This is a genomic window from Burkholderia sp. BCC1638 (assembly GCF_902833195.1).
GTDB lineage: Bacteria > Pseudomonadota > Gammaproteobacteria > Burkholderiales > Burkholderiaceae > Burkholderia > Burkholderia diffusa.
On sequence record NZ_CADFEC010000001.1, the window covers coordinates 280552 to 305921 of the forward strand.

General features: G+C 66.1%; 25 protein-coding genes and 1 pseudogene. 14 read left to right on the forward strand and 12 right to left on the reverse strand.

What is annotated here, in order from left to right:
* Nucleotides 1–619 precede the first annotated feature (619 nt).
* Nucleotides 620–1831 carry an SDR family oxidoreductase gene (locus HWX22_RS01230; RefSeq protein ID WP_175914887.1) on the forward strand — a complete coding sequence of 404 codons (1212 nt, stop codon included), beginning with the start codon at nucleotides 620–622 and terminating at the stop codon, nucleotides 1829–1831.
* 78 nt (nucleotides 1832–1909) lie between these two features.
* On the opposite strand, the gene hpaR is transcribed toward HWX22_RS01230, so the two are convergent.
* A complete protein-coding gene (gene hpaR, locus HWX22_RS01235) occupies nucleotides 1910–2350 on the reverse strand; it encodes a homoprotocatechuate degradation operon regulator HpaR (protein ID WP_124660096.1) in 441 nt (146 codons plus the stop codon).
* A gap of 160 nt (nucleotides 2351–2510) precedes the next feature.
* On the opposite strand from hpaR, the gene HWX22_RS01240 reads away from it, so the two are divergent.
* The 9 genes from HWX22_RS01240 to HWX22_RS01280 all read left to right on the forward strand — a co-directional run bounded on the left by HWX22_RS01240 (nucleotide 2511) and on the right by HWX22_RS01280 (nucleotide 10332).
* Nucleotides 2511–3200 (forward strand): fumarylacetoacetate hydrolase family protein, encoded by a 690-nt coding sequence (locus tag HWX22_RS01240; protein ID WP_175914888.1) that lies wholly within the window; start codon nucleotides 2511–2513, stop codon nucleotides 3198–3200.
* Complete coding sequence (locus HWX22_RS01245) at nucleotides 3197–3961, forward strand: fumarylacetoacetate hydrolase family protein (protein ID WP_175907138.1); 765 nt, start codon at nucleotides 3197–3199, stop codon at nucleotides 3959–3961. The genes HWX22_RS01240 and HWX22_RS01245 overlap by 4 nt, the downstream gene beginning before the upstream one ends.
* 22 nt (nucleotides 3962–3983) lie before the next feature.
* Nucleotides 3984–5447, forward strand: coding sequence for a 5-carboxymethyl-2-hydroxymuconate semialdehyde dehydrogenase (gene hpaE / locus HWX22_RS01250; RefSeq protein ID WP_175914889.1), 1464 nt, complete (start codon nucleotides 3984–3986; stop codon nucleotides 5445–5447).
* A 64-nt stretch (nucleotides 5448–5511) separates the two neighbouring features.
* A complete protein-coding gene (gene hpaD, locus HWX22_RS01255; protein WP_175914890.1) occupies nucleotides 5512–6360 on the forward strand; it encodes a 3,4-dihydroxyphenylacetate 2,3-dioxygenase in 849 nt (282 codons plus the stop codon).
* A gap of 29 nt (nucleotides 6361–6389) precedes the next feature.
* On the forward strand, nucleotides 6390–6782 hold the full coding sequence (locus HWX22_RS01260) for a 5-carboxymethyl-2-hydroxymuconate Delta-isomerase (protein ID WP_175914891.1): 393 nt from the start codon (nucleotides 6390–6392) through the stop codon (nucleotides 6780–6782).
* A 20-nt stretch (nucleotides 6783–6802) separates the two neighbouring features.
* On the forward strand, nucleotides 6803–7606 hold the full coding sequence (gene hpaH, locus HWX22_RS01265; RefSeq protein ID WP_059689968.1) for a 2-oxo-hept-4-ene-1,7-dioate hydratase: 804 nt from the start codon (nucleotides 6803–6805) through the stop codon (nucleotides 7604–7606).
* A gap of 12 nt (nucleotides 7607–7618) precedes the next feature.
* Nucleotides 7619–8425, forward strand: coding sequence for a 4-hydroxy-2-oxoheptanedioate aldolase (hpaI, locus tag HWX22_RS01270; protein ID WP_175914892.1), 807 nt, complete (start codon nucleotides 7619–7621; stop codon nucleotides 8423–8425).
* A gap of 108 nt (nucleotides 8426–8533) precedes the next feature.
* On the forward strand, nucleotides 8534–8692 hold the full coding sequence (locus HWX22_RS01275) for a hypothetical protein (protein WP_175907127.1): 159 nt from the start codon (nucleotides 8534–8536) through the stop codon (nucleotides 8690–8692).
* Nucleotides 8689–10332, forward strand: a complete 1644-nt coding sequence (locus HWX22_RS01280) for a DUF6396 domain-containing protein (RefSeq protein WP_244135175.1) — start codon at nucleotides 8689–8691, stop codon at nucleotides 10330–10332. The genes HWX22_RS01275 and HWX22_RS01280 overlap by 4 nt, the downstream gene beginning before the upstream one ends.
* Nucleotides 10333–10607: 275 nt before the next feature.
* Here the strand turns inward: HWX22_RS01280 and HWX22_RS31885 are convergent.
* A pseudogene (locus HWX22_RS31885) lies at nucleotides 10608–10731 on the reverse strand (helix-turn-helix domain-containing protein); the annotation flags it as partial.
* 35 nt (nucleotides 10732–10766) lie between these two features.
* On the opposite strand from HWX22_RS31885, the gene HWX22_RS31890 reads away from it, so the two are divergent.
* Complete coding sequence (locus tag HWX22_RS31890) at nucleotides 10767–10898, forward strand: DUF6402 family protein (protein WP_244135180.1); 132 nt, start codon at nucleotides 10767–10769, stop codon at nucleotides 10896–10898.
* Entirely contained in the window at nucleotides 10895–11395 is a 501-nt protein-coding gene (locus HWX22_RS01285; RefSeq protein ID WP_244135176.1) for a hypothetical protein, read from the forward strand. Before HWX22_RS31890 ends, HWX22_RS01285 begins: the two co-directional genes overlap by 4 nt.
* 137 nt (nucleotides 11396–11532) lie before the next feature.
* On the opposite strand, the gene HWX22_RS01290 is transcribed toward HWX22_RS01285, so the two are convergent.
* From HWX22_RS01290 to HWX22_RS01305, 4 genes are all read right to left on the reverse strand, one after another.
* Entirely contained in the window at nucleotides 11533–12606 is a 1074-nt protein-coding gene (locus tag HWX22_RS01290) for a porin (RefSeq protein WP_175907125.1), read from the reverse strand.
* Nucleotides 12607–12744: 138 nt separating this feature from the next.
* Nucleotides 12745–13812 (reverse strand): ABC transporter ATP-binding protein, encoded by a 1068-nt coding sequence (locus HWX22_RS01295; protein WP_175914893.1) that lies wholly within the window; start codon nucleotides 13810–13812, stop codon nucleotides 12745–12747.
* Nucleotides 13805–15577 (reverse strand): iron ABC transporter permease, encoded by a 1773-nt coding sequence (locus HWX22_RS01300; RefSeq protein WP_175914894.1) that lies wholly within the window; start codon nucleotides 15575–15577, stop codon nucleotides 13805–13807. Before HWX22_RS01300 ends, HWX22_RS01295 begins: the two co-directional genes overlap by 8 nt.
* 114 nt (nucleotides 15578–15691) lie before the next feature.
* Nucleotides 15692–16792, reverse strand: coding sequence for an ABC transporter substrate-binding protein (locus HWX22_RS01305; RefSeq protein WP_175914895.1), 1101 nt, complete (start codon nucleotides 16790–16792; stop codon nucleotides 15692–15694).
* Nucleotides 16793–16917: 125 nt separating this feature from the next.
* Here HWX22_RS01305 and HWX22_RS01310 point away from each other — a divergent pair, with 125 nt between their 5' ends.
* Both HWX22_RS01310 and HWX22_RS01315 read left to right on the forward strand, forming a co-directional pair.
* Nucleotides 16918–17592, forward strand: a complete 675-nt coding sequence (locus HWX22_RS01310; protein WP_059450182.1) for a response regulator — start codon at nucleotides 16918–16920, stop codon at nucleotides 17590–17592.
* A gap of 130 nt (nucleotides 17593–17722) precedes the next feature.
* Nucleotides 17723–19117, forward strand: a complete 1395-nt coding sequence (locus HWX22_RS01315; RefSeq protein ID WP_175914955.1) for a sensor histidine kinase — start codon at nucleotides 17723–17725, stop codon at nucleotides 19115–19117.
* An 81-nt stretch (nucleotides 19118–19198) separates the two neighbouring features.
* On the opposite strand, the gene HWX22_RS01320 is transcribed toward HWX22_RS01315, so the two are convergent.
* The 6 genes from HWX22_RS01320 to HWX22_RS01345 form a co-directional block, all read right to left on the reverse strand.
* The gene (locus HWX22_RS01320; protein WP_059525223.1) at nucleotides 19199–20065 is read right to left on the reverse strand and encodes an MOSC N-terminal beta barrel domain-containing protein; all 867 of its coding nucleotides are present in this window, start codon (nucleotides 20063–20065) and stop codon (nucleotides 19199–19201) included.
* Between the two features lie 99 nt (nucleotides 20066–20164).
* Nucleotides 20165–21124 carry an ABC transporter substrate-binding protein gene (locus HWX22_RS01325; RefSeq protein WP_175914896.1) on the reverse strand — a complete coding sequence of 320 codons (960 nt, stop codon included), beginning with the start codon at nucleotides 21122–21124 and terminating at the stop codon, nucleotides 20165–20167.
* A 38-nt stretch (nucleotides 21125–21162) separates the two neighbouring features.
* Nucleotides 21163–22344, reverse strand: a complete 1182-nt coding sequence (locus HWX22_RS01330; RefSeq protein WP_175914897.1) for a cytochrome c — start codon at nucleotides 22342–22344, stop codon at nucleotides 21163–21165.
* A gap of 50 nt (nucleotides 22345–22394) precedes the next feature.
* Nucleotides 22395–23219 (reverse strand): ABC transporter ATP-binding protein, encoded by an 825-nt coding sequence (locus HWX22_RS01335; protein ID WP_175914898.1) that lies wholly within the window; start codon nucleotides 23217–23219, stop codon nucleotides 22395–22397.
* On the reverse strand, nucleotides 23213–24307 hold the full coding sequence (locus HWX22_RS01340; RefSeq protein ID WP_175914899.1) for an ABC transporter permease: 1095 nt from the start codon (nucleotides 24305–24307) through the stop codon (nucleotides 23213–23215). Before HWX22_RS01340 ends, HWX22_RS01335 begins: the two co-directional genes overlap by 7 nt.
* 4 nt (nucleotides 24308–24311) lie before the next feature.
* Complete coding sequence (locus HWX22_RS01345; RefSeq protein WP_059689977.1) at nucleotides 24312–25346, reverse strand: ABC transporter substrate-binding protein; 1035 nt, start codon at nucleotides 25344–25346, stop codon at nucleotides 24312–24314.
* Between the last annotated feature and the right edge of the window lie 24 nt (nucleotides 25347–25370).

Below are 25370 nucleotides of genomic sequence, written 5' to 3' on the forward strand. Positions count from 1 at the left end.
ACCGTTTTGGTTTGACCAGTCTAGATAGACTGCCGTGAAACGCAAGTGATAATCCGCAATAAATCCGAATTGCGCCTATAGGCGTTTCCCGATGAAACGATGTCTGACGATCCGCCGCGATCGTGACGGCGCGCGCAAACGCAAGCGCAGCGTGATCCGCGCACCGCGATCGGACCCTGGCGTGTCCCGGACATGCGATGACCCCGTGAGAGGCCGCGTCGAAGTGTCGCGCTGAAACGAGGGCTCCACGCGTATCGGCGGGCTGGCCGCTGACGCATCCCGAATGCTGCCCGCCCGGACGTTTCGACGATTTGATCGCCCGGCCGGCGCGACACACTCCGACATTCGCGTACAAATCCTCACACTTTCACGAAACTTTCAGGACAGACTTGCGGGCGATCAGGCCCCACACTTGGATATTCCGATCCTGCGCCGTGGACGCCTGTCCGCGGCGGGCCGCCGCCGCCTCGTGCCAGAGACGCGATCGACGCGATCGCGGGCCGCAGCCCGATCGGGATTGCCGGGGCGAGCGTCGGCCCCGGCCCCGGCCGACAGCCGTGCGCCGCTCCGCGATCCGGGGCGGCCGCGCCGTCCGGCCGATTCTTCGAAGGAGACTATCGTGCTGATCTGGAAAACCGCGTTGTCGCTCAACTGGCGCACGAGCCTCGTGTCGCCGGCCAGCGCACCGGTCGCGGCGGCCAACGTCGGACGGCTGGTGCTTACCGGCGCCACCGGCTTCATCGGCAGTACCGTACTGACGGCGCTCGTCAACGCCGGGTTGCTCGAGCGCATCGTGTGTGTCGTGCGTGCGGAGAATCGCGGCCACGCGGTCGCGCGTTTGCGTGAAGCGGCGTTGCGCGCGGGGCTCGCGCCGTACTGGGCATCGCGTCTCGGCGACGCGAACGTGGTCGTCGGTGCGCTCGGAGACGTGTGGCAGGGCACCGACGCGTCGCGTCTCGCCGGCGCGACGCACGTGATCCATTGCGCGGGCCATGCGTCGCCGGCCGACGGTTCGCACCTGCAGGCCGACATCGCCGATTCGCTGCGCTTTGCCGAACGGTTCGCGCACGCGCCGCAATTGCAGCGTTTCGTGTACGTCGGCACCGCCTATGCGCACGCGGGCCGCGGCGGGATCGTGTACGAGGCGACGGCGGGCGCGTCGGCGAGCGACGCGGCGCAGGGCGGCGACGGGTTGCACGGCGCGGTGCTCGCGGCGGACTACCTGCAAGCGAAGGCGGAAACGGAGCAGCGCCTGCGCGCGCTCGGGCTGCCGCTCGTCATCGTGCGTCCGTCGCACGTCGTCGGCCATACGGTGCTCGGCACGCGGCCCGCACCGAATTCATTCTGGATGTTCCGCGTGGCGCACGCGGCGCGGCGCTTTACCGCGCGGCCGATGACGCGCATCGACATCGTGTCGGTCGACGACGTCGCGCGCGCGACGATGCTGCTGGCCGTGAAACCGACGCTGATGCACGACGTGTACCACGTGTCGGCCGGCGAAGAGGCGCCGCAGGTCGCGCAGATCGTGCGCGCGATGGACGAGGCGGCCGGCATGACGGGCGCGCCGCGCTACGTGGCCTGTGCGCCGGCCGAACTGCCGCTCGTGGTGCGCGACGTGCTCGGGCGGTCCGATCCGGCGCTTGAACGCGTGATCGGGCGCGCGTTGCAGCGTTGCGCGGAGTTCGCGATGGTCGATCGCGTGTTCGACAACCGCCGCGTGCGCGACGAAATCGATTTCGAGCCGCTGCCGTTCATCGATTACGTCGAGGAGTGCATGCGCACGTCGCGCGGCGTCGCGGTGACAGAACTGATGCGTGGCGCGCTGCACTGAGAGCCCGCGCGATTCGGGGCCTGCCGATTCCCGGCGGCCGGTTTGCCGCCGCTCGCGGCGGTCCGGCGACGGCAGGCCCTACGACGCGCTGCCGAGTTCGATCAGCCGGTCGAGCGCGCGGTAGATGTCGTCCAGGCCGTCCTGGCCGAAACGCGCTTCAAGCTGACGATACTGCTCGTCGATGCGCGGACCGATTTCCGTGACCAGTTTCCTGCTTTGCGGCGTCAGGCTCACCAGCAGCCGGCGCTGATCTTCCTGCGCGCGCGTGCGCGTAATCAGGCCGTCGCGCTCCATCCGTTCCAGCACGCCCGTGAGACTCGGGCTCAGGATGCAGCAGCGGCGCGCGATCTGTCCCGCTTCGAGCGCGTGCGCAGGCTCGCCGTCGAGCACGCGGATGATCCGCCATTGCTGTTCGGTCAGCGCGAATTCCTTGAGAATGGGGCGGAACAGGCCCATCAGCGTTTCGCGGGCCTCAAGCAGCAGCATGGCCAGGTTGCGATGGTCGAGCGTACGGTTCATCGGGGTGGGTAGAGGTGCAGAGGACGGGGACGCATCAATCTTAACAGCCGATGGTGATGAATTTCGCGTATCAGGGTAATCGAGGTTGCGAGCATTCGATTGTTTACTTAAGATGTTAAGTATTGACGATGCGCCGCGATGCGCGGCAGGGGAATGACGCATGGAGCTGTCCTGCATGACCGCCGCGGCACCGCCGCTGCCGGTCGCCATCGGTACCGTCTACGGTGCGCTGCTCAACGAGCGCGCCGCACTCGACGCGCTCGGCGACGCCGTGCACGCGCCGCCTTACGGCCGTCCGCCACAGGCACCGATCCTTTACATCAAACCGGCCAACACGCACGCAGCCGACGGCGCGGCCGTCGTGGTGCCGGCGGGCGTCGATGCGCTGGAGATCGGCGCATCGGTGGCCGTCGTGTTCTCGCGGCGCGCGACGCGCGTGCCGGCCGCGCAGGCGCTCGACTACGTGCATGGCTTCACGCTCGCGAGCGACGTGTCTGTTCCGCATCCCGATTATTATCGTCCGGCCGTGCGCTTCAAATGTCGCGACGGTTTCTGCCCGCTGGGCCCGATGATCGTGCCGGCGGCCGCGCTCGGCGACATCGACGCGATCGGCCTGACGGTACGGATCGACGGCCGCACCGCGGTGTCCGCATCGACCGCCACGCTGATCCGCCCGGTGCGCGAGCTGATCGCCGACGTGACGGCGTTCATGTCGTTCGACGCGGGTGACGTGCTGCTGCTCGGCGTCGCGGGTGGCGCACCGCGTGCCCGCGCGGGCAGCACGGTCGAGATTGACGCTGCCGGCATCGGCACGTTGCGGCATACGCTGATTGCGGAGGAAGCACGATGAAGACGGCGCGCGTGATCTACAACGGCGCACTGCATGCGGCCGAACCGGCCGGCGACGGCGCGATCCGTCTCGACACGGGGCGCGTGCTTGCCGAGGACGCGGTGACGTGGCTGCCGCCCGTCGCACCGCGCACGACTTTCGCACTCGGCCTCAACTACGCGGACCACGCGAAGGAACTCGCGTTCAAGGCACCGAGCGAGCCGCTGATTTTCCTGAAGGGGCCGAACACGTTCATCGGCCATCGGTCGCACACCGTGCGCCCGGCGGACGCGACGCACATGCATTACGAGTGCGAGCTGGCCGTCGTGATCGGTCGCCCGGCGCGCAACGTGAGCCGGGCGCGGGCAATCGACTACGTTGCCGGCTACACGGTCGCAAACGACTATGCGATCCGCGATTACCTCGAAAACTACTACCGCCCGAACCTGCGCGTGAAGAACCGCGACACCTGCACGCCGCTCGGGCCGTGGTTCGTCAGCCGCGACGAGATTGGCGATGCAGGCGGCCTCATGCTGCGCACGACGGTGAACGGCCGGGAGACGCAGCGCGGCAGCACGCGCGACATGATCTTCGACGTACCCGCGCTGATCGAGCACATCAGCGGTTTCATGACGCTCTCGCCGGGCGACCTGATCCTGACTGGCACGCCGGAAGGGCTGGCCGACACGAAGCCGGGCGACGAGGTGGTGACCGAAATCGAAGGGATCGGCCGGCTCGTGAACACGATCGTCGGCGAAGCTGACTACTATCGCGCCGGCTGAGCCCGTCGCCCAAGGAGAGCACATGACCATCAAGCACTGGATCGACGGCCGCGAAGTCGAAAGCCGAGAGACGTTCACGACGCTGAACCCCGCGACGGGCGACGTGATCACCGACGTCGCGTCCGCCGGCGAGGCCGAAGTCGACGCGGCCGTGCGCGCGGCGAAGGAAGCGTTCCCGAAATGGGCGAACACACCGGCCAAGGAGCGCGCGAAGCTGATGCGCAAGCTCGGCGAACTGATCGAGAAGAACGTGCCGATGCTCGCCGCGCTCGAAACGCAGGACACCGGCCTGCCGATCGCACAGACGAGCAAGCAGCTGATTCCGCGCGCGTCCGAGAACTTCAACTTCTTCGCTGAAGTGGGCGTGCAGATGAACGGCCGCACGTATCCGGTCGACGACCAGATGCTGAACTACACGCTGTACCAGCCGGTCGGCGTGTGCGCGCTGGTGTCGCCGTGGAACGTGCCGTTCATGACTGCGACGTGGAAGACGGCGCCGTGTCTCGCGCTCGGCAACACGGCCGTGCTGAAGATGTCGGAGCTGTCGCCGCTGACGGCCGACCAGCTCGGCCGGCTCGCGCTCGAGGCCGGCATTCCGCCGGGTGTGCTGAACGTCGTGCAGGGCTACGGCGCGACCGCCGGCGACGCGCTGGTGCGCCATCCGGACGTGCGCGCGGTGTCGTTTACGGGCGGCACGGTCACGGGCAAGCGGATCATGGAGCGCGCGGGCCTGAAGAAGTATTCGATGGAGCTTGGCGGCAAGTCGCCGGTGCTGATTTTCGACGATGCCGATTTCGACCGCGCGCTCGACGCGTCGCTGTTCACGATCTTCTCGATCAACGGCGAGCGGTGTACCGCGGGCTCGCGGATCTTCGTGCAGCGCACGATCTACGATCGCTTCGTGCAGGAATTCGCGCGCCGCGCGAACAACCTGGTGGTCGGCAACCCGACCGATCCCGCGACGCAGCTCGGCGCAATGATCACGCGCCAGCACTGGGAGAAGGTGACGGGCTATATCCGGATCGGCGAGCAGGAAGGCGCGCGCGTGGTGGCAGGCGGCGCGGACAAGCCGGCCGGTCTCGCCGACCATCTGCGCAACGGCAACTTCGTGCGCCCGACCGTGTTCGCGGACGTCGACAACCGGATGCGCATCGCACAAGAGGAAATCTTCGGGCCGGTCGCGTGCCTGATCCCGTTCGAGGACGAGGAAGAAGGGCTGCGGCTCGCGAACGACACGTCCTACGGGCTCGCGTCGTATATCTGGACGCAGGACGTCGGCAAGGTGCATCGCCTCGCGCGCGGCATCGAGGCCGGGATGGTGTTCGTGAACAGCCAGAACGTGCGCGACTTGCGCCAGCCGTTCGGCGGCGTGAAGGAGTCGGGCACCGGGCGCGAGGGCGGCGAATACAGCTTCGAGGTGTTCGCGGAAATCAAGAACGTATGCATCTCGATGGGTTCGCATCACATTCCCCGTTGGGGCGTGTAACGGGCGCGGATTGTTTCGCCGCAAGAACGCCGTCAGAACGCCAGAACGATACGGAGACTTAACGATGGGAAAACTGTCCCTCGCCGCGAAGATCACGCACGTGCCGTCGATGTACCTGTCGGAGTTGCCCGGCAGGCATCATGGCTGCCGCGAAGCGGCGATCCGCGGCCATCAGTTGATCGGCGAGCGCTGCCGCGCGCTCGGCGTCGATACGATCGTCGTGTCGGACGTGCACTGGCTCGTCAACGCCGGCTATCACGTGAACTGCAATGCGCGGTTCGCAGGCACGTATACCAGCAACGAACTGCCGCATTTCATCCGCGACATGGCGTACGCGTATCCGGGCAACCCGGCGCTCGGCCGCCTGATCGCCGAGACGGCCAGTGCGCGCGGCATCGCGACGCGCGCGCACGAGATCGACAGCCTCGAACTCGAATACGGCACGCTCGTGCCGATGCGCTACATGAACGGCGACCAGCACTTCAAGGTCGTGTCGATCGCGGGCTGGTGCATGTGGCACACGCTCGACGAAAGCCGGCGTTTCGGCGAGGCGCTGCTGGAGGCCATTGAAAAGAGCGATTCGAACGTCGCGTTCCTCGCGAGCGGTTCGCTGTCGCACCGCTTCAACGACAACGGCAGTCCCGAGGAATCGATTCACCAGATCAGCCGCGAATTCTTCAGGCAGGTCGACCTGCGCGTGGTCGAGCTGTGGAAGCAGGGCGACTTCAAGACCTTCTGCGCGATGCTGCCGGAGTACAACACGCATTGCCACGGCGAAGGCGGCATGCACGACACGGCGATGCTGCTCGGCCTGCTCGGCTGGGATCGCTACGACAAGCCCGTCGAGATCGTCACCGACTATTTCGCGAGCTCGGGCACCGGGCAGATCAACGCGATCTTCCCGCTCGCCTGAGCGTCGCATCACCTATCCGGAGCGTTGCCATGCCACACATCGTCGTCGAGTACACCGCGAACATTCGTGACGACGCGCGCATTCACGCGCTGCTGCGCACGATCAACGCGACCCTGATCGCGCAGGGCGGCGTGTTTCCAACGGGCGGCATCCGCTCGCGCGCGATCGAGTTGCAGGACTATTGCATCGCCGACGGCACCGGGGACGACGCGTTCGTCCACGTGACGCTGAAGATCGGCTCGGGCCGCAGCGACGAAACCAAAAAGGCCGCGTGCGACGCATTGTTCGACGCGATCAAGGCACATTTCGCCGAGCTGTACGCGAAACGCTATCTTGCGTTGTCGATGGAGCTGACCGAGTTCAGCGAAAGCGGTTCGTACAAGCACAACAACATCCACGCCCGCTACAAGCGGGCCGGCTGAACACCATTCCCGATCCGACCATGCTCGAACCCGCCATCATCGACCAGCTTGCGCAGCGTCTGCACGACGCCGAGCGCGAGCGCAAGCAGATCCGCCAGATCTCGCTCGACCATCCGGACATCACGATCGACGACGCGTACGCGATCCAGCGCGCGTGGGTGACCCTCAAGCTCGCGGAAGGCCGCACGCTGAAAGGGCACAAGATCGGCCTCACGTCGAAGGCGATGCAGAACACGTCGCAGATCGACGAACCCGATTACGGCGCGCTGCTCGACGACATGTTCTTCGACGACGGCGGCACGATTCCGACCGGCCGCTTCATCGTCCCGCGCGTGGAAGTCGAACTCGCGTTCGTGCTCGGCAAGCGGCTCACGGGCCCGAACTGCACGATCTTCGACGTGTATGACGCGGTCGACTATGTGGTGCCCGCGCTCGAGATCATCGACGCGCGCAGCCAGTCGATAGACCCCGATACGAAGCGGCCGCGCAAGGTGTTCGACACGATCGCCGACAACGCAGCGAACGCGGGCGTCGTGATCGGCGGGCGGCCGGTGCGGCCGCAGGACGTCGACTTGCGCTGGGTCGCGGCGATCATGTCGCGCAACGGCGTGGTCGAGGAAACGGGCGTCGCGGCTGGCGTGTTGAACCATCCGGCCAATGGCGTCGCGTGGCTCGCCAACCGGCTGTCGCGCTTCGACGTCGCGCTGGAACCGGGGCAGATCGTGCTCGGCGGTTCATTTACGCGGCCGTGCGCGGCACGTTCGGGCGATACGTTCAGCGTCGACTACGGTCCGCTCGGGACGATCCAGTGTCATTTCGAGTGAGGTGAGCGAACGATGCAGATTCCGTCGAATGTCTTCAAGGCCGCGCTCGCGCGCGGCAATGCGCAGGTCGGACTGTGGCTCGGGCTCGCGAATCCGTACAGTGCCGAAGTCGTCGCGGGCGCTGGTTTCGACTGGCTGCTGATCGACGGCGAACATGCGCCGAACACGGTGCCGACGATCCTCGCGCAGTTGCAGGCGATCGCGCCGTATCCGACGCATCCGGTCGTGCGCGTGCCGTGGAACGATCCGGTGATCGTCAAGCAGGTGCTCGATCTCGGTGCGCAGACGCTGCTTGTGCCGATGGTGCAGAGCGCCGAGGAAGCACGCGCGGCGGTGGCCGCGACGCGTTATCCGCCGCATGGGATTCGCGGGGTCGGCAGTGCGCTCGCGCGCGCGTCGCGCTGGAATCGCGTTGGCGACTACCTGCATCGCGCGAACGACGAGATGGCCGTGCTCGTGCAGGTCGAGACGCGCGCCGGGCTCGATGCGATCGACGCGATTGCGCGGATCGATGGCGTCGATGGCGTGTTCATCGGGCCGGCGGATCTGGCGGCCGACCTCGGACATCTCGGCAATCCCGGGCATCCGGACGTGCAGATGGCGATCGACGGCGCGATCCGGGCGATCAAGGTGGCAGGGAAGGCGCCGGGCATTCTCAGCGCGGACGAGGCGGCGGCGCGGCGGTATCTCGAAGCGGGTGCGCTGTTTGTTGCGGTGGGAGTCGATACGACGCTGCTGGCGCGGAGTGCGGAGCGACTGGCGGCGCGGTTCAAGGGGAACGGTGGGGAGGCGGCGAAGAAGGGGGATGGGACGTATTGACGATACGGCGGCGGGCGGCCGTTCTCTGGGTTGCTTTATGGTGGTGATATTAAATATAGCGGTCATCCGAAAGATATGCCGGATGCATTCAGGAATTGGAATCGACGAATGAGCAAGAATCAAGATATCCAGCAAGCGGGTACGCAACCGATGACAGGGTTTTTGCTGCCATTTGTCGAGCATCGTTCGACCACGACGCTATACGGGTCGATCTCCGTGCCAAATGGTGGTGGTATCGGTGGCCATCCTGAAAATGTGTACGCATGAAAACTTTTATCTACGTATTGCGTTTTGCCTTTGCCTTTTTGTTCCTAACAACTACGGCGCACGCAGGCATCCTGACTTCTATCGGTAATAAGTTAACCACTGCTATGTCTGATCTGCCACGAAACGAAAAACTGCCACTGTTTGATCCACATCGAAAAGATTTTACCTGCGTGTATGAGGCGCAACGAGTGCCGCCCGTCGATCCGCAGGCAGAAATGTGGTTCCAGCAAGCGTTGAAGTTGGACGACCCTGCTGTAGCTGTCGATAACATCGATTATGCAAAGGTGTATCAGCTCTATTTGCAAGCAGCTGAGAAAAGCCATTGGAAAGCAATGCTGAATCTGGCGTCGTTGATCTTGAGTGATCATTCCGGCGTGCCGGAACACAATCCTGAAGTGGCAATTCAATGGGTGGAGAAGGCGATGAGACTCGATATTCCCGACGCGTACGACAGAATGGGTGTATACCATCTCAACGGCGTAGTGAAGGAGGGAGACGCTACGAGCGCTTACGCGTTTTTCCAGCGAGCAGCGGATATGGGTAGTCCGGCCGCAATGGCGTTCCTGGGATACAAGCTGGCCGCGTCTTACGATAACCCCAGTGAGGGCTTTTGGGCCAACCAAGCGGTGGGAACCAAGATGCTCGAATGTGCTTTTGCACAGGGAAATGGAGATGCCGCCGAGAAGCTGGGTTTGATCTATGCACGTCCCAATACACTCGAGGCGAAGCTCCGCGCGCTGAAGGTCTTGCATGAAGGTGTAAAGCTCGGGAGCTCCAAGTGTGCAGATAGCCTCGTTTCGGAGTTTGACGGGATGGATCTCGACAATGGAACTAATCTGGTAGGCCATATCGACAAAGCGCGTGCTCAACGCTACGGAAAAATTGCCGATATCTTGAAGCTTTACGATGGTCGATTGAAGCTTCCCAACTTGGACAAGATACTGCCATTACCGCCGACGCCGCTACCCAAATGGAACGGTGACGGACAAACGCTCATCAATGCCGCGAAGGCGGTTACTCCGCCGGTCAGGCGACAAAAGAGCGGTGCGCTTCAGGGGCGTTCTTTTATACCCGATGGCTACGCGGTCGCCGCACTGGGAGCGAGCACGCTTGCAGTTGGTGGTGATCAAAGCGTACCCAAAACGGGATACTGGCTGGCACTGTACGGTTCATCGAATGAGCCCAATGGACGGTTGATGGCGCGATCCGGCTCGCCAGAGCGTTTTGAAACCGGCGAGCGGTTCGAGCCGCCGTTCCATGAATGGCTATCGCGGGATCGCGTGCAATGGTATTTCCTCGGCGAAGCGTACCGCCTGCCGCCACAGCGTGCAGATTTTCTGGCGAATATGGTCGAAGCGGGATTGTTGCGCGAAGTAGCGGCGCAGCCGTTGGTGGTGAAGTGCTCAGGTGATCGTCGCTGTACGGAGACAGGCGTGTGGGAGGGCCGCGTTGCAAATGACCACCCGATGGCCGCCTTGTTTAACCAATGGGATCAGCAAGCGTTTGTCGAGAAAGGGCAGGCGTTTCCATCACCGGCCGAGCAATTCATCGACATTGCGAATGATGATGTTCAATGGACCGATTTGGGGAGCCCGAATGCAGAAACGGGCACCGCCGGTATTTACACCATTAATCTATAAAAGTGGTGTGGCGTTGCATTCGACGTAGCCAGATGCGGTCATCGTTGACGCCTAGCCGATTGTTCGCAAGTGCGACACCGCCGAGTGCAGCGCGCACGATAGATGAGATATCTTGAAACCGGACGACGGTAGTGTTCTGTCATTGACAGGCAGGTAGACCCGAAGGAACGATTTCGAATCGCGGCGCAGCGTGACAACTATGTGTGCTGTTCAGTTCGAAAATCCGACATATCAGTAAGTGGGCCGCGACCGTTCACGCCTGCGGGCGGCCGCACCTATCCCTCCGCTCGCCGTTCCGTCTCCATATACTTCCCTGGCGTCGTCCCCATCGCCCGCCGGAACATGTCGATGAAACGCGCTCATGTTGTCGTATCCGAGATCGAGCGCGATCGTCGGCAGGCAGTACGGTCGCAAACCTCTATGAACCGGGGAAGATTTACTATCCGGTCCGGAATCGCTCGTTCCGCGAGTGGCAAGCACGGTACCATCGAGGCGGCGACTTCATCATATTTTCCGACTATAGGCCAATCATGTTAGCTAAACCCATAACGGTGTATTTCGAATGAATGGACTGGCGATAGGTATGCAAGGTGCAGGAATGGTTGCACTTGCAGCACTCGTTCTGGCCGGAACCGTTGTCTGTCTGCTGATAGTCGTTTTATACAGCCTCTCGCACAAGGAGGGGCGCGTTGAACGAATGAAGTCGGGAATGAAGGCACTGGGTTCCGGTCTGGCAATTGTCACTTTGTTGTTCTGCGCCGGTTCTTACTACAAGGATGCGCGCGTACGCTCACAGGCGATGCGGTTTGATACCGAGCTTTCCAGGAACGATGGGGGGCGCTATACGGCGCAATACGCCTACCTCGGAGCGGATCGAATCCTTTTACGCCTCTATCGGACATCCGACATGCGATTGCTTGCCGAGCGGACTTACGAGTCCCCGGATTCTGTTCGTTTGGTATGGACCAAGAAATCCCTGATCTTTGATACCGCCGTTGATAGTGAGGGAGAGATCAGGCTGCCGCCTACTCGGTTTGATCGATTCAAGGCTATGTTGCCGTAGCAGAGAGTGATCCATGCGTGTGCGACGTCGTGCTGCGCGTTAGGCTCGGCGCACGATGGCGAGCGAGTGCTGCCAATGACCGCATCGCATGGAGGCGGGCAGGCGGCGCGTGCCGCCGCCTGTCGTCAAGCCAGGACTCAGAACCGCTGCTGAATCCCCGCCGTCACGCCGACCTGCGTGGTGCCATACCCGGCGAAATCGCGCGACACGCCGACCTTCTGGTCATGCTTCGCGATCGCGAACGCACCGGCCGCGTAGAGCACCGTGCGCTTCGACAGAGCGTAATTCGCGCGCACCGACACCAACGTCGGATCGGCATCGCTGCCACCCTTGACGTTCTGGTGATAGACGGCCGCGATCAGCGAGAACGTCGGCGTGAACTGGTACGATCCGCCGACCCAGTACGTGTCGCTCAACTGGTTCGCCGCCGCAGTGCGAAACGTGCGCTTGTAGTTGCGATAGCCGGCCATTGTCTTCAGGTCGCCGAAGTCGTAGCTCAAGCCCGCGTGAATACCCTGGATGTAGTTGACGGTATCGGCCGGCGTGACGCTGTCGGCCGCGCCGTTCTGTCGATCGAACGTGAGCACCGCCGCGAACGGGCCGGTCTCGTAGCCGAGCGCGAAGTCGTATTTCGAGCTGGTCTTCACGCTGCCCGGCACATTGCCGAAGCCGTACATCGCGCCGAACTTCACGCCGCTGAATTCACCGTCATAGCGCACCGCGTTCGACGAGCGCGTGAACATGCCGTCCTTGCGGCCACCCGTCGCCATCGACGATGTCGCCCACGAGTAGTTCTGCGCGTAACCCATCGGATCGAACGGCAGCATGTAGTCGTACGTGACGGTGTAGTTGCGGCCGAGCGTCAGCTCGCCCCATTTGCCTTTCAGGCCGACCGTCGCGCGACGCGCGAAGATCGAGTCGGGGCCATCGTCGAACGCACCGTTCGCGAGATCGATTCCGCTTTCGAGGCGGAACACGGCCTTCAGCCCGCCACCGAGATCCTCGACGCCGCGCAGGCCCCAGCGCGACGTATTCTTGTTGCCCGACTTCAGCTTGACGGAACTGCCGCCCTCCGGCGCCGCATGGTTCGTGTATTCGATGCCGGCATCCATGATCCCGTACATCGTGACCGACGACTGCGCGTGCACGACGGGGGTTGCGATGCAGGCCGCGGCGGCCGAGCTGGTGAGGACTGCTGCGCGAAATTTCATTGACGGTGTCTCCTGATTTATTGTGGGTTGGGTAAAACGGGTGTGACGCGGTCGAGGCCAACGCCGGAAAGCGTTCGCCGGACGGTCTGTCATTGCCTTGCTCGACGTGCGCGGCGCACAGAGCACGCCGCGCCCGGGTCAGCCCGCTTTCGCGAACGCCCAGCAGTCGTTGGTCGGGAATTCGATCCAGTGCTTGCCGGCCGCGCGCGGCACGTGGCCGAACGCGCGCAGGCGCATCTCGCCGCAATGGAACAGGTATTCCCAGCGATCGCCGAGATACATCGACGTGACGAGATCGGCCTGCAGCCGGTTCGCCCCAGGGCCGTCGGTGACCTGCACGCGTTCGAGACGGATCACGGCCTGTGCGTCCTGGCCCGGTGCGAACGTGTCGCGGGCCAGCGCCTGCAGTTCCCAGCCGTCGCCGGCGAGCGTCACGCATTCGCCGTCGACGGCCGCGACGCGTGCGTCGATGCGGTTGTTGCTGCCCATGAACTCGGCCGTGTACAGCGAGCGCGGCGCACCATACAGCTCGGCCGGCGTGCCTTCCTGTTCGATGCGGCCGTTGCGCAGCAGCAGGATGCGGTCGGACATCGCCATCGCTTCGGTCTGGTCGTGCGTCACGCAGAGCGCCGACAGCCCGAGCGACACGATCAGCTCGCGCAGCCACGCACGCGCTTCCTCGCGCAGCTTCGCATCGAGGTTCGACAGCGGCTCGTCGAGGAGGATCACGGGCGGGTTGTAGACGAGCGCGCGTGCGATCGCGACACGCTGCTGCTGGCCGCCCGACAACTGATGCGGAAAGCGTTCGGCGAGATGGCCGAGGCCGAGCTGATCGAGCGCGGTCTGCACGCGGCGCTTCTGTTCGGCCGGCGCGACGCGGCGCAGCTTGAGACCGTAGCCGACGTTGTCGGCCACGGTGCGGTGCGGCCACAGCGCGTACGACTGGAACACGAGGCCGAGCGAACGCTGTTCGACCGGCAGGTCGACATGCCGCGCGCCGTCGAAGAACACGCGGTCGTCGAGCTGGATGCGCCCGTCGGACGGCTGTTCGAGGCCGGCCACCGCGCGCAGCAGCGTGGTCTTGCCGCTGCCCGATGCGCCGAGCAGGCACACGACTTCGCCGGCCTTCAGTTCGAACGACACGCCCTTGAGGATCGGGTTGGCGCCGTAGCTGAGATGCAGGTCGTCGACGATGAGCTTATCCATGAAGTTTCACTCCGAAGCGCAGGGCTACGCCGAGACCGGCGCCGACCATCGCGATGTTGATGACAGAGAGCGCGGCCACCTGGTCGACGGCGCCGGTCGCCCACAGCGACACGAGCAGCGCGCCGATCACTTCGGTGCCGGGCGACAGCAGGTAGACGGCGGTCGAGTATTCGCGCTCGAAGATCATGAAGATCAGGAGCCACGCGGCGAGCAGGCCGAAACGCACGAGCGGCAGCGTCACGTCGAGCGACACGCGGCTGCGCGTCGCGCCGACGCTGCGGCCGGCTTCCTCGAGTTCGGGGCCGACCTGCAGCAGCGCGCTTTGAATGAGCCGCATCCCGTATGCGAGCCACACGACCGTGTACGCGATCCAGATGCTCCACATCGAGTTCTTCAGCTCGCGCAGGCCCGGGACGAACAGGAAGATCCACAGAAACGCGAGACCGGCGAGCAGGCCGGGCACCGCGCGCGGCAGCAGCACGAGATAGTCGAGCAGTTTCGTCGCCCAGTCGTGCCGGCGGTGGCCGGCGAACGCGACGAGCGAGTAGAAGCCGATCGCGAGCGCGCCGCCGATCACGCCGATGCCGAGCGTGTTGACGATCGCGCGCACGAGGTTGTCCTGCTCGAACAGCTCGATGAAGTTCGACAGCGTCAGCACTTCGGCGAGCGCGACACCTTCGCCCCAGTTGGTCACGAATGCACGCAGCACGATGCCGGAAATCGGCACGATCACCGTCAGCATCAGCCATAGCGCGACGATCGCGAGCGCGACCCAGCGCCATACGCCGAGCGGCAGCACCGTCGCGCGACCGGCCTTGCCCTTCACGGTGACGAAGCGATTCGCGGTCTTCAGCAGGCGGCGTTGCAGCAGCACGAGCGGGAACGTGATCGCGACGATGCACACCGCGACCGCGGCCATCAGGTGATACGACGGCACGCCGAGCTTGTTGGTCAGTTTGTACAGGTAGGTCGCGAGCACGAGGTGGCCTTCGGGATCGCCGAGCACGAGCGGCAGCCCGAACACCTCGAAGCCGAGGAAGAACACGAGCACGCCGGCGAACAGCAGTGCGGGCATGGTCATCGGCAAGCTCACGTCGAGCGCGACGCGGAACGGGCGCGCGCCCGTCACGCGCGCGGCTTCCTCGACGTCCGAACCGAGGTTGCGCAGCGCGGCCGACGAGTACAGGTACACGTGCGGCACGTGCGTGAGGCCGACGATCACCGTGATCGCGAAGATCGAGTAGACGTTCCAAGGCACGTTCTGCACCCCGAACAGTTCCTTGAACCACACCGAGTAGAAGCCGACCGGGCCGGCCGCGACCACGTAGCCGAACGCGAGCACCATCGGCGATACGAACACGGGCGTGAGCAGCAGCGGTTCGAGCCAGCGGCGGCCGGGCAGGTTGGTGCGCACCATCAGGAACGCGAGAATGCCGCCGAGCGGGATCGAGATGAACAGCATCCCGCCGGCGATGATGAACGAGTTCTTCACGGCCGACCAGAAGTCCGGGTCGGTGAAGATGAAACGGAAGCCTTCGATGCCGAGCGTCTTGTTCGCATCGAAGAACGGCGCGGACAGCAGGCTCTGGAACAGAATGAAGCCGAGCGGCAGCGCGACCGCGACGGTGAGCACCGCGACGACGATCCAGCGCAGCATGCCGGCGAGCGGCTGCAGGCCGTTGGCCGGAAGCGCGGGGATCGCGCCGCCCGGGCCGGTGGTGGGCGGAACGGCCGGCGCCGCCCCGCGTGTGCTGGTTGAAAGCATGAGTTCGCCCCTGCGGCCATCCGGATGGCCGCCTCTAGGAAGTCGGTAAGGGGAAGGGGCCGCCCGCGCGGCGTGCGGCGGGCGGCCGTCGGTCGGCCGAAGCCGATCAGCGGATCAGCTCTTGATCGCCTGCTGCCATTGCTTGAGGAATGCGAGCCGCTTCGACTGGTCCAGATAGACGAGCAGGCCGGTGCCGATCGGGATCGGCTTCAGCGAATCGCCGAGTTCCTTCGTGAGGCTCGCGACCGACGTTTCGCCGGTCACGTCCGTGCGAATCGCGTACAGGTTCGCCTGGTTCGCGATCAGCGTCTGGCCGCGCTTCGACAGCAGGTAGTCGACCCACAGCTTCGCGGCGTTCGGGTTCTTCGCCTTCTTCGAGATCGTGGCCAGGCGGCTCACGACTTGTGTGTAGTCCTTCGGGAATACGTAGCCGATCGACTTGTCCTTCTTCGCCTTCGCGTACGCATACGAGCCGATGATGTTGTAGCCGATCAGGTTCTCGCCCGACGAGATGCGCTCCATCATCGCGCCGGTGCTCGACTGCAGCTTCGGACCGGTCGCGCCGATCGCCTTCACGAGCTCCCACGTGACCTTCTCGTTCAGGTGCGCGTCCTGCGTCAGCGCGTTGAAGCCGACGCCGGATTTCTCGACGTCGTACGTCGTCAGCTTGCCTTTGAATTTGTCGGGTTGCGACGTGAGCAGCTTGATCAGGTCGGCGCGCGTCTTCGGCACCTCGTTCTCGGGAATCAGCCGCTTGTTGTAGACGATCGCGAGCGGCTCGAACGTCGTGCCGTACGCCTGCTTCTGGTATTGCGCCCATTGCGGCACGTTCGCGCTTTCGGGCGAATCGTACGACGTCATCAGGCCGTCGTTGACGAGCTTGACCTGCAGGTCCATCGCCGAGCTCCACAGCACGTCGGCGCTCGTGCTGCTCGCCGCGTTCTCGCTGATGTAGCGGTTGTACAGCTCGGTGCTGTTCATGTCGTTGTACTCGACCTTCACGCCGTACAGGCTTTCGAAGTCCTTGATCAGCGGGCGCACGAGGCCCGTGTCGGTCGTCGAGTAGACGATCAGCTTGCCTTCCTTCTTCGCGGCGTCGACGACGCCTTGGTAGTTACCCGGATATCCGGCCGGAACCTGCGCGACGGCGGCGCCGGCGGTGGTGCCCAGGACGATCGCCAGCGCGGCGGCGAACTGCTTCGGTGCAAACGGCATGTCTTCCTCCAGTGATGCGTGTGTGTTGTTCGAGTGACGCGGATGTTAATTGCGAGGCACTTTCAGCCTGCTTTCATTTCGGTTCACAATAGCGTCCTTTGTGTCATGGATTTCCCGAGGTCCCCATGCGTGTGCTGCTCGTCGAAGACAACCCGAACCTGGCGCAGTCGCTGAACGACGCGCTGAGCGCCGCGCGTTTCGCGGTCGATCACATGGCGGACGGGGAGGCGGCGGATCACGTGCTGCGCACCCAGGACTACGCGCTGGTGATCCTCGATCTCGGGCTGCCGAAGCTCGACGGGCTCGAGGTGCTGCGGCGGTTGCGCGCGCGCCGCAATCCGGTGCCGGTGCTGATCCTGACCGCGCACGGCTCGGTCGAGGACCGCGTGAAGGGGCTCGATCTCGGGGCCGACGACTATCTCGCGAAGCCGTTCGAACTGACCGAGCTGGAGGCGCGCGCCCGCGCGCTGATCCGGCGCAGTCTCGGTCACGAGCATTCGCGGGTCGAATGCGGGCCGCTTTCGTATGACAGTATCGATCGCAGCTTCCACCTCGCCGGCGAAGCGTTGCCGCTCACGCCGCGCGAGCGCTCGGTGCTGGAGGTGCTGATCCTGCGCAACGGGCGCGCAATCAACAAGGAGACGCTGTCGGAGAAGATCTTCGGGCTCGACGAGTCGGTCAACGCGGACGCGATCGAGATCTACGTGTACCGGCTGCGCAAGAAGCTGGAAAACACCGGCGTCGCGATCGTCACGCTGCGTGGGCTCGGGTATCTGCTCGAAGCGAAGGCCGCCGGATGAATCAACCCTACGCTCACCGGCCTTGCACGGGACCGGCGTATGCGCTGAAGCGCTATTCCGGATCGACACGTCCGCTGCCCGCCGAGGGGGCGCATGCCGCGCTTGGGGCGGCCCGGTGGCGGACATGAGGATCCGCCGTCCGAACCTGCGCACGCAAGTCGCGCTGTGGCTGCTGCTGCCGCTGCTCGGGCTGCTCGCGCTCGACTCGTGGCTCACGTACCAGCGCGCGATGAGCGCCGCGCACGTCGCGTTCGACCGCACGCTGTCGTCGTCGCTGAAGTCGATCCGCGAAGGCGTGCGGCTCAACGACGGTGAGATCGAGGTCGACCTGCCGTATCTCGCGCTCGAGATGTTCGAGTCGGGCGACGGCGGCAAGATCTATTACCTGATCCGCGAGGACAACGGCCACACGATCACCGGCTATCCGGACCTGCCGCTGCCGCCGGGCGACGGCGCGCTGTTCGTCACGCGCTACTACAACGTCGTCTATCGCGGCGAACAGTTGCGCATGGCCGCGTTGCGCGTGCCGGTGCACGACGTGCCGACCGCGCAGACGCGCATCGTATGGGTGATGGTCGGCGAAACGATCGAGGGGCGCCAGGCGCTCGCGCGCGAAATCCTGATGGGCTCGCTGCTGCAGGAAGGCTTGCTCGTCGTGCTCGCACTCGGGATCGTGTGGCTCGGCGTCGGGCGCGGGCTGCGGCCGCTGAACCGGCTGTCCGCGAAGGTCGCCGCGCGTACCGACGGCGATCCGACGCCGCTCGACACCGGCGGCATGCCGAGCGAGCTCGCGCCGCTCGTCGAGTCGATCAACCAGTACATCGGCCGCACGCAGCGGATGCAGGTCGCGCGGCGGCGCTTCTTCGCGGACGCGGCGCATCAGTTGAAGACGCCGCTCGCCGCCGTGCAGGCCGGCGTCGAACTGGCCTTGCGGCCGGACGAGCAGCCGCGCGTGAACGTGCATTTGCGGCGTGTGAACGGTGCGGTGCGCCAGGCCGCGAAGATCGTCCAGCAGCTGCTGTCGCTGTCGCGGCTCGATTCGGACAGCGGCCATGCGGTCGCGCACCAGCCGGTCGCGTTGCATCGGCTGGCGCGCAGCGTGACGCTCGACTGGTCGCCGGTGGCGCGGGCGCGCGACATCGATCTCGGCTTCGAGCACGAGGCCGACGTCGAAGTGCACGGTCAGCTGGACCTGCTCGGCGAAATGGTCGGCAACCTGATCGACAACGCGATCCGTTATTCGGGCGACCGTGCGGTGATCACGGTGCGCGTGTCGCGCGACGGCGAACATGCGCGGCTCGACGTGATCGACAACGGGCCGGGCATTCCGGCGGCCGAGCGCGACGCGGTGTTCGAGCGCTTCCATCGCGGCAGCAAGACGCAGACGGTCGAAGGCACGGGGCTCGGGCTGTCGATCGTGCGCGAGATCGCGCGCGTGCATCAGGGCAGCGTGACGCTGACCGATGCGGCGGGCGGCGGGTTGGTCGTGACGGTGATGCTGCCGACGGTTCCGGCGGCGCAATAGAAGGCGGGCCGCGCTCGACGCAACCGCAGTGAGTGGCGACGGCGAAAGCGATACGCCGTCGCGCCGTTTCGACCGATCCGCTCAGTCGCCGAACCCGATCTCCGCTTCGAGCGACTGCCCGACCTCGAGCCACGCGCCCGCGCCTTCGACGACGATCGCGTTGATGCCGAACGTCAGCGCGTCGTCGTAGTTCGGATGCGCGCGATAGGTCTGCATCGTGTCGGTCGGCTCGTGCGGCCATTCCGGGTTCGGCGCGCCGGTCACCTGGTCGATCGTCGGCATCGGGCAGCGCGTGCACAGCTTCACGAGGCGCAGCCGCACGGGCGTGTCGCCTTCGGCGTCGAGATGCTCGACGAAATCTTCTTCGTATGCATCGAGATCCGACACGACGATGTTCGGGCGGAAGCGGTTCATCGGAATCGCCGGCGCGCCTTTCGCGACGAGCTTCGCGTTCAGGTCGTCGAGCGACGACTGGCCGATCACGAGCAGCGGATAGCCGTCCGCGAACTGCGTGTGCGTGTCGATGTCGCCGGTCCATTTGCGGTTGCAGCCGCGGCGCGACTCAGCCCCGAAGCGCGCAAGCTTCAACGGCACGCCGAGGAATTCGGTGAGCCACGCGGCCGTTTCGGCGCCCGTGTCGATCGCGTCGACGGTGTCGCGCCAGACGGTCGCGGCCATCTTCGGTGTGGCGGGCGTCGCATCGCCGTCGAGCGGCGTGCGGATCTCGGGCATGCCCGGCGCGTTCAGCACGAGCGCATCGTGCTCGAGCGCGGTGCGGATCAGCGCGAGGCGCGGGTGCGTGCGCTGTGTGATCATCATTCCGTCCGGCGTGGTGATCAGCCAGTGGCGGTCGTACGCGAGGCCCGTTTCGAGCAGCTGCGCACGCGACAGCGCGATGCCGGCGCAGGATTTGATCGGATAGACGAAGAGTTCGGAAATGGCTGGCATGACGCTGGCTGAAGGCGGGATGGTCGAATCGCGATTGTGCCAGATCATGCGGAAGCCGTTTGGGCGGTTGCAGGCCATCACGCCGCGCCGCGCGTCGCGTCACGCCAGCGGAAAGCCGAGGTCGAAGGTCGTGCGCACGTCGAGCGGCTGGCGCAGCAGCCCGGCCTTCAGGTAGAAGTCGGCCGTGCGTTGCTGCTCGGCGATCACCGTCGCGTCGATCGGCTGCCAGCGTGTGTTGCGGCGCTCGAACTGCAGCTTCGCGGCCGCCGGCGGGATGCCGACGATGCGAGCGAGCGCGGCCGAATACGCGTCGACGTGCCGGTACGACCAGGCCTGCGCGCGCACGACGCGTTGCAGGAAGTCGCGCAGCACGTCGCGCTTCGATGCGATCGCCGCGTCGGTCGCCGCGACGTAGCTGAGGCCCGACCACAGGCCGCGGCCGTTGACGAGCACGCGCGCGCGGCCGCTCGTTTCGGCGAGCGCGGTATAGGGCTCCCACGTCGCCCACGCGTCGATCGAACCGGTTGCGAGCGCAAGCATCGTGTCGGCCGGCGGCAGGAAGCGGAACGATACGGCGTCGGGCGGCAGGCCTGCGGCGTCGAGCGCCTTCAGCGTGACGAAATGGCCGATCGAGCCGCGCGTGGTGCCGATGCGCTTGCCTTTCAGGTCGGCGGCGTCCTTCAGGGCCGCGTCGGGCCGCACGAGCACGGCGGTGCCGTACGGGTCGGAGCGGTTCGCGCCGATCACCTTGATGCGCGCGCCCGATGCGAGCGCGAAGATCACCGGTGCGTCGCCGATCGGTCCGCAGTCGACGGCCGCCGCGTTCAGCGCTTCGGCCAGCGGCGCGGCGGCCGGGAATTCGGTCCATGCGATGTCGTATGCGAGGCCGTTCAGTTCGCCGGCCGCTTCGAGCAGCGCGCGCAGTCCGCCTTTCTGGTCGCCGGCACGCAGCAGCGGTCGCGTGCCCGATTGCGCGTGCAACGTGGTCGGCGCGACGGCGAGGGTGGCGGCGGCGAGGGCGCTCGCTTGCGCGAGAAAGTGACGTCGGGTCGGATTCATCGTGAAGTTCGGTCGATCGGAGGAAACGGTTCAGGGATTCAATGCGGGAGCCAGGCCTGCACGTCGCGTACGGGTTCAGCGTCCACACGCAGCAGCAGCGCGGTCAACGGATCGACGTTCGCGGGGGCGGCGGACGGACGTGCGGTCGCATCCGAGCGGCACAACAAATCGTCGGCCGACCAGCCCGCGCTGCCCGGCAATGCGCGCGCCCGCAGCCTTCCGCGCCGGTCGGCGAGCAATTGCGTGCCGCCGAACGTCTCGGGCGGCACGCCGGCGATCGTCGCGAACGCTTGCCAGGCACCCGGCGTCGACGCGACGCAGTTTGCGCGCGGGCCGGTTGCTGTTGGCGCGGGCGTGTCGTCGGCGGTGACGAGCAGCGTCTGCCAGCGCGGATCCTCCGTCGGCAGTGCGCTGCCCGGCGCGAGCGCAACGACGCGCACGCGCTGGCCTTCGCGCCAGCGCTCGAGCGGCTGCGGCGCGGCGCTGCCGCAGCGAACGTCGAGCGCAGGCAGCGGAACCGGCACGGGCCACGCACCTTCGGCCCGTGCGCCGCTGCCCGCCGACAGCGCCTTCAGGTAGGCAAGCACGGCCCACGTGTCGGCCGGGCCGAGCGTCGCGGCAAAGCCCGGCATCGACGCCGCGCCGCGCGCGTCGTGCATACCGTGCCGCACGCGCCAATACAGTTCGCCGTCGAGCCGGCGGGCGAGCAGCGCGCCCGCGAAGGTCGGCGGCCAATGCGCGAGCGTTGCCGCGAGCGGCCCTTCGCCGCGACCGTCCGCGCCGTGACACGCCGCGCAATGCCGCGCATACAGGTGCGCGCCGTGCATCACGTTCGTGACGGAAAGCGGCGCGGGATTGCGCTGGAAACTGGTCGGCACCGCAGGTGCGAGCCACAGCGATGCCGGCGGCCACGGCGCGAACCACGCGACGGCGAGTGCGGCGATCGCCGATGCCGCCCGCCACTTGCGCGAAACGAGCGCGATGGCGCCCAGCGCCACGGCGAACGCGGTAGCCGCGCAAGCGACCGCAAGCTGTCGCGTGAGCCCGGCATCGATGCGCAGCGTTTCGAGCGCGATCCGGTGTGCCCAGGGCCACGCGGCCTGTCCGTCGGCGTCCCCGGTCAGGCCCGCCGCATGCAGCGCCCGGACGAACGCGATCTGCGCGCGATACAGCAGTTGCAGGAACAGCAGCGCCCAGTCGGCGAACGGCGGTGCATTCATCGGCGCGGCCTTTGCCGTGCGCGGGCCATCCTGCTAGCGGCACTCGGCATCTACCAGCTCGCATCGAGTCCGAGATGCCGCAGCGCTTCGTGGCGCAGTTCCGCGAGACGCGGATCGCCGCGATGGCGCGGATAGGGCAGGTCGACGCGCAGTTCCGCGACGATCCGCGCGGGACGCGGGCCGAACACGATCACGCGCTGCGCGAGAAACAGCGCTTCCTCGACATCGTGCGTGACGAGCAGCGCGGAAAAGCCGTCGCGTTGCCACAGCGCGGTCAACTCGGCCTGCATCGTCAACCGCGTCAGCGAATCGAGCTTGCCGAGCGGCTCGTCGAGAATCAGCAGGCGCGGATCGTTGACGAGCGCGCGTGCCAACGCGACACGCTGCGCCATCCCGCCCGACAACTGATGTGGAAACACGTTCGAGAATTCCTGCAGCCCGACGCGCGCGAGCGCATCGTCGACGCGATGTTGCGCGGTGCGAGCCACGCCGCGCGCCTCGAGGCCGAGCGCGACGTTCGCGCGCACGCGGCGCCACGGGTAGAGCGTCGGATCCTGGAACACGACGATGCGCGACGGATCGGGCCGCTCGATCGGCACGCCGTCCTGCGCGATTCGGCCTTGTCGCGCGGCGTCGAGGCCCGCGACGAGCCGCAGCAGCGTCGATTTTCCGCAGCCGCTCGGGCCGAGCAGCGCGACGAATTCGCCGGCCGCGACCGACAGCGTGACGTCGTCGAGCACCGGCAGCGGGCCGCCGGGGCCGTCGAACGCATGGCTCACGCGGCGAATGTCGATGCGCGCGCCGCGCGGCGCCGTGGCATCGGGCGTGGCGGGCGCCGTGGAGACGGACGATTCGGGAACGGCGGCGCTTACCATTTGACGGTTCCTTTCTGCCACGCGAGCACGCGGTCGCGCACCGCGAACAGCAGCGCGATCAGCCCGGAAAACAGCAGCGCCATCACGATCAGCGCCGCATACATGTTCACGTACGATGCCCAGCCCTGCGCCCAGCTCAGGTACCAGCCGAGCCCCGACTTGACGCCCATCATCTCGGCGACGACGAGCACCGTGAACGATGCGCTCAGCCCCATGAAGATGCCGACGAACACGTGCGGCAGCGCGGCGGGAATCGCGACGCGCAGCACCAGGAAGCGCGCGTTCGCGCCGAGCGTGCGCGCGACGTCGTAGTACTGCCGGTTCACGCTCGCGACGCCCGACCACGTCAGCACCGCGACCGGGAAGCCGGTCGACAGCGCGATCAGGAACGCGGCGGCCGAATAGCTCGTCGGGAAGAAGTAGAACGTGAGCGGCAGCAGCGCGGTGGCCGGCACCGGGCCGAGCACGCGCAGCACCGGATGCACCCAGTAGCCGATGCGGCGCGACCAGCCGATCGATACGCCGACCGCGAACCCGACCGCGACGCCGTACGCGAACCCGAGCGAAAGCAGCTTCAGCGTATTGCCGGCGCTGCCGGCGAGGCGCGGCCAGTCGTCGACGTAGACCTCGATCAATGCTTGCGGCGGCGCGAAGAACGGCGTCGGCAGCCAACCGGTTTTGGCCGTGACGATTTCCCACGCGGCAAGCACGAGCGGCAGTGCGACGAGCCACGGGCCGGCCGGGCGCACGCGGGCAAGCCGCGCGCGCGTGGCCGGCACGCGATGGCCGAGCGTCGCGGCGACCAGCAGCAGCGCGGCGATCGCCCACGCGGCGATGCCGAACGTGTCGGTGTATGCCCAGTCGGTGAAACCGACGACGCGGTTCGGCCACACGGCAGTCACCGCGCCGAGCGCGGCCCACGCGAGCGCCGCGACGACGCCGGTCGGCCAGGTACGCGCACGGCGGGCTTCGGCGGCGAGCGTCGCTTCGCAGGCCGTGCACGCTGCACGGGACGTGCCAGTCGCGCTGGCGGTGCTGCCGGATGCGGATGCGGTGCGCGCCGCGGACGCGTGTTCGATCGTCGACATCGCGTCACCCCAGCACGTTCGCATAGACCTGCTGCGCGAAGCGCTGCGGGTCGGTGCTCTTCTTCAGCACGCTGATCCGGCGGAAATCGTCCGCGTAGAACGCGATTTCCTGCTGCAGATCGACGTTGGTCGGGTGGTGCGTGTAGGTCAGCGTTGCATACAGCTTGCGCAGATCTTCCGGATTGATCTTCGGCGAATACTTCGCGAACGCCTTCGCGGCTTCGTTCGGGTTGTCGTGCGTGTATTCGGTTGCCTGCACGATCGAGCGCGCGAGCGCGGCGGCCGCCGGCCGGTCGTTGCGCACGAGGTCGCCGCGCGCGCCGATCACGCAGCACACCTTGCGCGCGTATTCGCCGGACAGGTTCGTCGCGAGTTCCGTATATGCGCCGTTGCTGCGCTTCTCGAGCAGATAGAGATTCGGGTCGCCGTCGGCGATCGCCTGGATCTCGCCCTTGTCGACCGCGACGCCGAGCAGATCGGCCGGATACTGCCGCCACGTGATGTCGCGTTCGGGATCGATGCCGTTCTTCGCGAGCAGGATCGAGAAGAAGTGCTTGCCGGGCGCCGCGAGATCGCTGACGCCGACCGTCTTGCCCTTCAGCGCCTGCAGCGTCGTCACGCCGGCCGTCTTCGCGCCGAGCAGCCGCACGCACCCGCCGTGCGAGCTGCCGATGATCTTCACGTCGAAGCCGGCTTCGAGCGGCTTCAGCCAGCGGTGAATCATCCCGACCGCCGCGTCGGCCTTGCCGGTCGCGATCGATTCGAGCAACTGGTCGGTCGATCCGCTGTAGTTGATCAGCTCGACCTTCAGCCCGTTCTTCTCGAAGAAGCCGTTTTCCTGCGCGACGACGATCGGCGTCAGGCAGAACGCGTTCTGGTTCCACGCGAACGTGAGCTTCTTCAGCGGCGGCGCGGACCATGCTTTGCGGCCGAGCGTGATCGCCGGCGCGGCGAGCGCGGCGGCGCCGGCCGCGCGCAGCAGCCGGCGGCGCTTGTCGTCATGGGCGCCGGTCGGCGCGGGTGCGGTGGGTTCGGTCATCGTGTGGTCTCCGGTTCCGGTCGT